The sequence below is a fragment of the Pseudomonadota bacterium genome (assembly GCA_026388315.1).
Taxonomy (GTDB): Bacteria; Desulfobacterota; Syntrophorhabdia; order Syntrophorhabdales; family Syntrophorhabdaceae; genus MWEV01.
The window spans coordinates 26,248-36,097 of the sequence record JAPLKA010000035.1; the positions used below are offsets into that span (position 1 = coordinate 26,248).

The window sequence follows — 9,850 nt, forward strand, 5'->3', positions numbered from 1 at the left end:
TGCCGGTCATCACACCATCCCAAAATAATATTTCTCAGGTTTTTACTGTTGTCACCCTAATCTGCTATACTCACTTATAGAGGAGGGTTACCATGGCACAATATACATTCAAAATAAACTACCTGGAAAACAGAACGGTTGATTCCTTTGACCTTGATGATGCCTTGGAAAAAGCCGGTATTGCAAAAGATGATCCTTATGAACTTGTGGAAGAGGACGATTTTGAGAACAAGTGTTTCATGACAGCCATCACTGATGAGACGTTGTTCGGAGAATGAGAAGATTTTGGTAGGTATAGGTAAAAGTTGATATGGTGAGTGTTATTATAATGGAATGGTCTGGGGAGAAGATTGGGTTGATGGGGATGAGATAGTGGAGAGGAGGGGAAGAATTTTCTGATGTTCAGGATAAATCAGAGAGAGTGGTTGAATAGGTAAGATTTTGTTTGTCTACAGCAAATATTAAAGTGTAAGATTATGAATACATGCAGCTAACCCCTTATCATGCTAAATATTTTGCTTATGAGCTTACTAAGCGCTGTTCGTCAAATAGTTTGGAAAAACTTTCTTCCACACTTTCTAATGCTCAAGTTGACCTGAATCCACATCAAATCGAAGCTGCCCTTTTTGCTTTCCGCTCCCCATTGTCAAAAGGAGCTATTTTAGCTGATGAAGTTGGTTTAGGAAAAACGATTGAGGCCGGATTAGTTCTCTCACAGAAGTGGGCAGAAAGAAAAAGAAACATTCTCTTAATCGTTCCAGCGAGTCTCAGAAAACAATGGAATGCCGAACTCCAAGATAAATTTTTCTTACCTTCGATAATTCTCGAAGCAAAGTCATTTAACCAATATATTAAAGACGGCAATCTGAATCCTTTCAATCAGGAAGGTAAAATTATCATATGCTCTTATCATTTTGCCAAGGCAAAATCACCTTACATAAGGCAGACTAAATGGGATTTGGCGGTGATTGATGAAGCGCACCGTTTACGAAATGTTTACAAAACCAGCAATAAGATTGCCCGAGAGATCAAGCAGGCATTAGACGAAGTGCCAAAGCTTTTGCTTACTGCAACACCTCTTCAAAACTCGCTTCTCGAACTTTATGGCCTTGTGAGCATTATTGATGATCACGTATTCGGGGATCTTAAAAGTTTCAAAGCCAATTATGCCCGCGTTTCCCGTGAGCAGGATATATATGAAAATGAACTTGGACTTGTCGAACCAAAACAGGAAATGTTTATCGATTTAAGAAATCGTTTAAAGCCGGTCTGTATTCGGACACTTCGCCGTCAAGTGCTGGAATACATTAACTACACCGAGCGTAAACCCATAACTCAAGATTACGTCCCGACAGAACAGGAAGTCGAACTTTATAACGGAATGTCTGAATATCTCCAGCGAGCCAAACTTTATGCTTTGCCGTCCAGCCAGCGACAACTCATGACGCTGATTCTGCGCAAGTTGTTGGCTTCATCATCTTTCGCGATTGCCAGTACTCTGAATGGATTGGTGTATAAGCTGGAAAGATTGATCCAAGATGCCCAAGCTCAAAACAATAAAGAGGCGCGAGATGAAGGCATTGCAGGGATCGAGGAAAACTTTGAAGCCTTCGAGGAAATATCCGATGAATGGATTGATGATGAAGAAGTAGACAAGGAAGAAATAGAAAAAGATAACAAAGTCTTTACCGCGGAAGATATCACATCAATGAAACAGGAAAGAACCGATCTTGAGAACTTCCGGGATCTGGCCCAAAAGATCTATACCAATTCCAAAGGTGAAGCATTGTTGACGGCTCTTCAAAAAGGTTTTGAGATGGCTCAAGAACTTGGCGCCAAAAAGAAAGCCCTCATTTTTACCGAATCCACAATTACCCAGAAATATCTGGCCGATACCCTGTTGGCCAATAACGGCTATAAAGACAAGATCGTTTTATTTAATGGTTCAAATAGCGATGAAAAATCCAAGGAAATTTATAGAAACTGGCTGATACAAAATAAGGATACCGACAAGATAAGCGGTTCAAAGACAGCCGATGCACGCGCTGCGCTTATCGACTATTTCCGGGACGAAGCAGAGATAATGATTGCTACTGAAGCTGGAGCGGAAGGCGTTAATCTCCAATTCTGTTCGCTGGTGATTAACTACGATTTACCTTGGAATCCTCAAAGGATAGAACAGCGTATTGGCCGTTGCCATCGCTACGGCCAAAAACACGATGTAGTGGTAATTAACTTCGTTAATCGTAAGAATGCTGCCGATCAGCGCGTCTATGAATTATTGGATCAAAAATTCAATTTATTCAAAGGAGTATTTGGGGCCAGCGATGAAGTCCTTGGTGCCATTGAATCGGGTGTGGATTTTGAAAAACGAATTGCCAGTATTTATCAGACCTGCCGGACTACAGACGAAATAAATAATGCCTTTGACCGTTTGCAGGATGAAATGGATGAGCATATCCAACATAGCTTATCAGATACTCGCCAAAAACTTCTTGAGAACTTCGACTCTGAAGTGCATGACAGGCTTAAAGTCAATCAAAGAGAAACCCGAGCCTACCTTGATACATATGAACGCTGGCTGTGGGATGTCACCAAATACTATTTAGGGAATAATGCTGATTTTGCTGAACATGAATATTCCTTTATGCTCAACAAAAATCCTTTTCCTAATGAGAAGATCGACCGAGGACCTTACCGAATTGGAAAGAACATAGAGGATGCTCACGTGTATCGCCCCGGACATTCGCTGGCACAGCAAATTTTAACTGAGGTAAAGAAGAAACGAGTTAGCGAAGCCGAGATTGTTTTTGATTATTCTAACAATACATCAATCATTTCTGTGCTTGAACCGTTGGTTGGCAAAAGCGGCGTGCTCAAAGTCTCAAACTATACTATTGAAGCATTCGAAGCTGAAGACACAGTAATTGTATCAGCCCTTGATGATGCCGGAGACCGCATTGAACCAGAGATAATAAAAAAGATATTTTCCCTTTCCGCTCAGTCGGTTGTAACGAAAACACTATCGCCAGAACAACATAAGAAATTGGATAGCATAGAACAGAGAAGCATTTCGATCGTATCTGCCGAGATTGCCGAAAGGAATGGAAAATATTTCGATGATGAAATAAACAAGTTGGACAGTTGGGCGGAAGATAAACGCCGAGCCTTAAAAGCGGAGTTGAAAGATTACGACGATCAGATAGCGCTATTCAAAAAAGAGGCGCGACTGGCCGTCAATCTCCCAGAGAAACTGGCAACTCAAAAAAAATCCGTGATTTGGATGCTAAGCGCAATATAGCATGGAAACAATATGACGAATCAGCGAAGGTAATTGAACAGCAGAAGGATGGACTATTGGATACTGTCGAAAAACGGTTGAAGCAAATAGCCGAAAAGGTGACGCTCTTTTCAATTAAGTGGAAAATAATCTAAAATATTAAGGAAAACTATTATGAACACAACACTTCAAAAAATGGGCGGTACATCACTGGATATATCCGCTGAAAACCGCGCTCAACTGAAACAACTATTTCCATCCGTTTTTACCGAAACCGTAAACGATAAAGGTGAACTGGTGGAAAGCGTGGACTTTGAAAAATTGAAAGCCGAACTGGGGACTTTTACCGACTTATTTGAATCTCGCCGTGAACGTTATGGTATGGACTGGCCTGGCAAGAAAGAAGCGCTCAAGCTAATACAAACACTTAGTGTCGCCACACTCAAGCCCTGCCGCGAGGAATCAGTGAATTTTGACACCACCGAAAACCTTTTTATCGAGGGCGATAATCTGGAGGTATTGAAGCTCTTGCAGAAGAGCTATTACGGCAAGGTTAAGATGATCTACATTGACCCACCATACAACACTGGCAAGGAATTTATCTACCCCGACAACTACAGTGAATCGCTCGAAACCTATCTTGAATATGCAGGACTAATTGACGGTGATGGTAAAAAGTTCTCCACCAACACCGCCAACGAAGGCCGTTTTCATACGAAATGGCTCAACATGATGTACCCAAGATTATATTTGGCCAGAAATTTATTGCGTGACGATGGGGTGATATTTATCAGTATTGATGATAATGAGGTGAATAATCTACGTAAGATGTGTGATGAGATTTTCGGAGAGGAAAACTACAAAGGAACAATCGTTAGATCAACTGGACAGACTACAGGACAAGACAGTGGTGGCCTCGGTTCGTCATTTGATTATGTTATTACATATTCAAAAAAAACCGATACCGAATTAGCTGGTTTACCTTTAAGCGACAGCGATTTAGAACGATATGAAGAAGAAGACGAGAAGGGAAAATATGCTTTATGGCAATTACGAAAAACTGGGAGCAATGACAGGAGACAAGATAGGCCAAACATGTTTTTTCCGATAAAAGACCCGGATGGTAACTTAGTATTGCCAATAGGCCCAACTGGATACGAAAGCCGCTGGAGATTTGATAGAAAAGGCTATGAGCGACTTGAAAAAGACAATTATATAGTTTGGAAAATTCGCAAAAAGAACGAAAGTAAAGAATGGTGGCCATATGTTAAAACATATCTCGAAGGTAGGACAAAAAGACCATCCCCGCTTTGGACAGAAATTGATGGCAGTAAGAAGGCTAGCATTGATTTGCGCGAATTGATGGGAAATAAAGTCTTCGATAATCCTAAACCTTTACAAATGATAGAAAGACTCCTGCAGATAGTATCTGAATCAAACAAAAATTCTGATATTATTCTCGACTTCTTCTCAGGTTCCTGCCCTACCGCCCATGCTGTTTTCGACATTAACAAACAAGACAACCGCAACCGCAAATTTATCTGCGTTCAACTCCCTGAGCCGTGCGCCGAAGACACCGAGGCCTTCAAAGCCGGGTATAAAACCATTTCAGACATAGGCAAAGAACGTATCCGACGGGTGATAAAAAAGCTGAATAAAGAGCAAGAAGGAAAACTCGATCTAGAAGGAGCGTCAAAACAAGATCTCGGATTTAAAGTCTTTAAGCTCGACAAGTCTAACTTCAAGCAGTGGCAGAAGCTTGCACCAGATGCCCAGCCTGAAAAAGTTATTGAACAACTCGAACTGCACATTGATCATATCAGCCACAAGGCCACGCAAGAGGACCTGCTTTATGAAATTCTCATCAAAGCCGGGTTCACCGCTACGGAGAAAATTGAAACCAAAACCATGGCTGGAAAGCAGGTATTTTCTATTGCTGATGGCGGACTTTTGATCTGTTTGGAAAATGACATTAACAAAGAACTTATTGATGCAGTGGCCGAAGCGGAGCCTATGCAGTTCTATTGCCTGGATAGCGCATTCCATGGTAATGACCAGCTTAAAGCCAATGCAGTACAGACTTTTAGCGCCCGTAATATGGGCCGCGAGAAGGCCAATCAAATTGTATTTAAAACTATATAGAGAATATAGAGAATGTTCATATGAAATTAAAATTTGATGCCAACTTAGAATACCAGCAAGAAGCCACGCAAAGCGTTACCGACCTGCTTGAAGGTTTACCACAGGCACAAAGCGGCCTTAAGATCAATTTTGAAAACATCGGCGGCACTTTGTTCAATGAGCTTGGTATTGGTAATGATCTGATACTGCCATTTAATGAGATGCTTGCCAACTTGCACAAAATCCAGATGCGCAACAACATACCTAAATCACGGATGCTGATTGAAGAAGGATCGCCTTACAAGTTCCCCAACTTTTCGGTGGAAATGGAGACCGGAACCGGTAAAACCTACGTATATTTGCGTACTGTTTTTGAACTCAATAAACTTTATGGATTCAAGAAATTTATTATCGTTGTGCCATCAGTAGCTATCCGCGAGGGAGTCACCAGCTCTATTAAGCTCATGAAAGACCATTTCAAGGGCCTATATGACAATGTGGCCTTTGATGATTTTGTCTATCAGTCAAAAGATTTGAGCCGGGTCCGCCAGTTTGCCGTTAACAACGAAGTGCAGATCATGGTTATTAACATTCAGGCTTTTCAGAGAGATGCCGGTGAAGATGTGGACTACGGGATGCTTTCCGATGCTGAGAAGAAAAAACTCAATATCATTCATCAGGAACAGGATAAGATGTCCGGTAGACGCCCGATAGAATATGTACAGGCCACTAATCCAGTGCTTATCATCGATGAACCCCAGAGCGTGGATAATACACCAAAATCACAGAAAGCCATAAGTAACTTGAATCCCCTCTTTGCTTTGCGCTACTCGGCTACCCACACCAATCCTTACAATCTCCTTTATCAGCTTGATCCTATCCGAGCTTATGATATGCGGATTGTGAAGCAGATAGAAGTGATGGATGCCAGCGGCGGCCAAAATTTCGGCAAGACCATGGTCCGTCTGGACTCGGTCGGCTACTGGCCAATAACATCCAAGACGCCTCAGGCAAAGATCACTATTTTTGAAGACACGCCTAACGGTCCGCGTGAAAAACAAGTCAAAGTAAAACATGGTATGGATTTAACCCAACAGACCAACAGAATCGACTATGAAGGGTACCTGTTAACCAATATCAATGCCGAGCCCGGCAATGAATATATCGAATTTCAAAATGGTGTGGTGGTGGAGCTTGCCCATGAAGCGGACGGTATGGGTGATGAAAGAATGAAAAGCCAACTCCGACAAACCATCGACCAGCATTTTGCTAAAGAAAAGAGATTGAAAGACAAAGGAATAAAAGTCTTGTCCCTCTTCTTTATTGATCATGTCAAAAGTTACCGCCAGTTTGATGAGAACGGCAACAGGCAAAAAGGAAAACTGGCTACCTGGTTTGAAGAGTTCTATGCTGAAATCAGCAATATGCCGATGTATAAAGGGCTGATACCTTATACCGCACAAGAAGTGCATGATGGCTATTTTTCAGCAGACAAGAAGAAAGGTAAGGTTGTCGAAGAGTTGGACACAACCGGAAGCACGGCAAAAGATGATGAAACCTATGAATTAATCATGAGGGATAAGGAGCGCCTGCTTAACACCGAAGAACCGTTGCGATTTATCTTCAGCCATTCAGCGCTTCGAGAAGGCTGGGATAATCCTAACGTATTTCAGATCTGCACTTTGCGGGAAATGGGAACTGATCGAGAGCGTCGTCAAACCATTGGACGTGGTCTGAGGCTGCCCGTCAATCATGATGGCGACCGCGTATATGATGAACAAGTCAATCGACTTACAGTGATTGCCAACGAATCATTTGAAAACTTTGCACGGGGCTTACAATCCGATATAGAAATGGCCATTGATCCAAGCGGTGGATTCAAATTTGGGCGTATCTTACAAATTGCTTTTACTCCCCTACTTAACACTGCCGGTACCGATTATCTTTCTCAGGAAGAATCAAAAGCTCTATGGGAACATATTCGCAAGGAAGGGCTCATTGATGATAGTGGCGATTTTACTCCAAAATTCAAACCGGACAAAGCCGGTTTTTCTTTAAATTTACCCAGTGACTTTTCCGGTATGGATGAAGCTGTTATCATCCGGATGAATCGTTTTCTTCCACGCGATATTGTCAAAGATGCTCGTAAGAGACAAACTGTTTCCTATAATAAGCGTGTGGAACTGAATCCCGACTTTAAGATTCTTTGGGATAAGATCAGCCAGAAAACACGGTATTCAGTAGAGTTTAAAACAGACAAATTGGTTGAACTTGCCTCGGCAAAAATCAAAGCGATGGCCGAAATCAGGAAGGTTCAGATAGAAATTACCAAACGGGATATTGAAATTAATGAATCGGGTGTCACAGGCGGCAGGATCACCAGCAACCGGACATATACCGTCAGCAATGAACAGCCGTTGCCAGATATCTTGGCATTTTTACAGAGAGAAACAGAATTAACCCGCGGTACTTTAGTTAAAATTCTAAAACAATCTAACCGGATCAAGGATTTTACAGCCAACCCGGTGATGTTTATGGCGGAAGCAGCAAAGCTTATCAATAGGGCTCTGCACGAATTGATTATTGATGGTATAAAGTATGAGCCTATCGCTGGCCAGATTTATGATATGCGCCTTTTTGAGCAGGCTGAAGTCGAAGAATATCTAAACAGACTATACACCGTTACCAGCACAGATAACAGGACCCCTTTCGACTATATTGCCTATGATTCCGACACAGAGGAGAAAATCGCGAAACTTTTAGATTCCGAGGATAAAGTAAAATTTTTCTGTAAACTGCCTCGCTGGTTCAAAGTTGCTACACCTCTTGGGACCTATAACCCCGATTGGGCCGTGGTTGTCGAAGATACTCAAAAACTCTATCTGGTGCGCGAGACGAAGAGCACGTTTGATAGAGATAAGAGACGTGAGTCGGAAAATAAAAAAGTTGATTGTGGGAAAGCTCATTTTATAGCGCTCGGTGTCAACTTTAAGGACGCGACAAATATTCATGAAATTTTACAGGCATAATAAGAAGAGGGAATTCTTGGCCATACAGAGAACGGCAAAGAGCATACTTACTGTCTTTCAAATCGTTTTGGCAGTACTTAACATAGCTACTTTCGTTGTGTTGTGGTCATTGTGAAACGTACCCTGAATAAATATGGATACCCGCCCTCCAAACAAAAAAATATATAATTGGTACCTACCCTCTCAGGCAGGTGCCTCTTTCTTTTTTCTTATCCTTTTATCATTTCATCCAGAAATGTGGATATCTTCACCTGCTTCCCCATATACATTCGGGAATAGGTCAGGAACAACTTTCTCATTGCCCTGCTTGCTGCCACAAAGGCGACCCTTCTCTCTTCTTCAACATCGCCCCTTTTATTGGGCAATATCCCTTCCAGCATTCCAATCAGGAACACTGCCGGGAACTCTAAGCCTTTACTTTTGTGTATTGTCATCAAGGCCACTCCATTTTTGTCGTGGCTTCTATCATCGGTAAAGGTATCGGTATAAGCTAATAGCGCCTCGATATTGCTGTACCTCAGCGCAGCAAGCTGTAATTGATTGATATTTGCAATTTTTTCATCATCTGGCGACGGTATCTCGTCATCAGTTACAAACCGGTCGCAATCAAGCACCTCTCTCAGGATACCGATCATTTCAGCCTGTTCAATAGTTGCAACATCTTGTATCAACGGCTCTATGATAGCAATAAACTCCCTGACTAATTTCCTGATATAGGGAACATCTATTCTTATCTTCTTCAGGGCGTCATAGAAACAAAGCCCTTTCTCTCCATCATATTCCTCCAGATCACCAATAAACTTTTTGCCGATATAACGATTGGAGTATTGTTGTAGCTGGGATTGAGAGAGATGAGAAGGAAGATGTGTTACGTATAAGCATCCGGTTATCAACAAATTCAGGCAAGGGCCTGATGTGCAGATTTGTAACGGTTGATCTCTTCATAGGGTAAAAAATAATGACAAGAATAAGTTCTCCACACCATTCTGCCACTCTTTTTCAAACGTGGGCGGCTTTACTCAAGACATCTTCTGCCCATTGATTAAGGCTTTTCCCTGCGGTTTTTGCTGTGGAAAGAGCTCTGGCATGAATCTCAGGAGAAACACGGAGCATCAGCTTACCGGAAGCTGCCTTCAGTGGCCTGCGGCCTGTGGCAGCACAATCTGCTATATAATGATCAATTGCGGCCTGGAAATCGACCCGGAGTTCTATTACGGTTTCTCCATGGAATGTGATGCTATCCGCGATTCCTATAATCTTGCCGGTAAAAATATTATCCCTTTGATCAAATTCGATCCGGGCCGTATACCCCTTATAGGTCATTACATTTTTCATGGTGTCACCTCCAATTGTATCAACCACTCGCGCAGTTCTTCGACCTGATACTTTTTTGCTTCCTTGCCCGGGTGGGGTCGATGAA

Annotated in this window: 5 protein-coding genes and 1 pseudogene; 4 read left to right on the forward strand and 2 right to left on the reverse strand. The window is 42.2% G+C overall.

The genetic code is table 11. From position 1 onward, the window contains the following. Positions 1–92: 92 nt before the first annotated feature. From NTX75_03345 to NTX75_03360, 4 genes and pseudogenes are all read left to right on the forward strand, one after another. Positions 93–278, forward strand: a complete 186-nt coding sequence (locus NTX75_03345; protein MCX5815264.1) for a hypothetical protein — start codon at positions 93–95, stop codon at positions 276–278. 206 nt (positions 279–484) lie between these two features. Then, positions 485–3,435 (forward strand): annotated as a pseudogene (locus NTX75_03350) (SNF2-related protein). A 19-nt stretch (positions 3,436–3,454) separates the two neighbouring features. After that, positions 3,455–5,422 (forward strand): site-specific DNA-methyltransferase, encoded by a 1,968-nt coding sequence (locus tag NTX75_03355; protein ID MCX5815265.1) that lies wholly within the window; start codon positions 3,455–3,457, stop codon positions 5,420–5,422. A 20-nt stretch (positions 5,423–5,442) separates the two neighbouring features. Further along, positions 5,443–8,430, forward strand: a complete 2,988-nt coding sequence (locus NTX75_03360) for a DEAD/DEAH box helicase family protein (GenBank protein ID MCX5815266.1) — start codon at positions 5,443–5,445, stop codon at positions 8,428–8,430. Between the two features lie 209 nt (positions 8,431–8,639). On the opposite strand, the gene NTX75_03365 is transcribed toward NTX75_03360, so the two are convergent. Together NTX75_03365 and NTX75_03370 are read right to left on the reverse strand one after the other, a co-directional pair. Continuing rightward, on the reverse strand, positions 8,640–9,326 hold the full coding sequence (locus tag NTX75_03365; protein ID MCX5815267.1) for an ATP-dependent helicase: 687 nt from the start codon (positions 9,324–9,326) through the stop codon (positions 8,640–8,642). A 103-nt stretch (positions 9,327–9,429) separates the two neighbouring features. Next, positions 9,430–9,765 carry a type II toxin-antitoxin system HicB family antitoxin gene (locus NTX75_03370; GenBank protein MCX5815268.1) on the reverse strand — a complete coding sequence of 112 codons (336 nt, stop codon included), beginning with the start codon at positions 9,763–9,765 and terminating at the stop codon, positions 9,430–9,432. Between the last annotated feature and the right edge of the window lie 85 nt (positions 9,766–9,850).

What these genes read in the sequence shown, in the direction of transcription:
- NTX75_03360 (MCX5815266.1), top strand. Translation starts at nt 5,443, where the DNA reads ATGAAATTAAAATTTGATGCCAACTTAGAATACCAGCAAGAAGCCACG.
- NTX75_03370 (MCX5815268.1), bottom strand. Translation starts at nt 9,765, where the DNA reads ATGAAAAATGTAATGACCTATAAGGGGTATACGGCCCGGATCGAATTT.
- NTX75_03355 (MCX5815265.1), top strand. Translation starts at nt 3,455, where the DNA reads ATGAACACAACACTTCAAAAAATGGGCGGTACATCACTGGATATATCC.
- NTX75_03345 (MCX5815264.1), top strand. Translation starts at nt 93, where the DNA reads ATGGCACAATATACATTCAAAATAAACTACCTGGAAAACAGAACGGTT.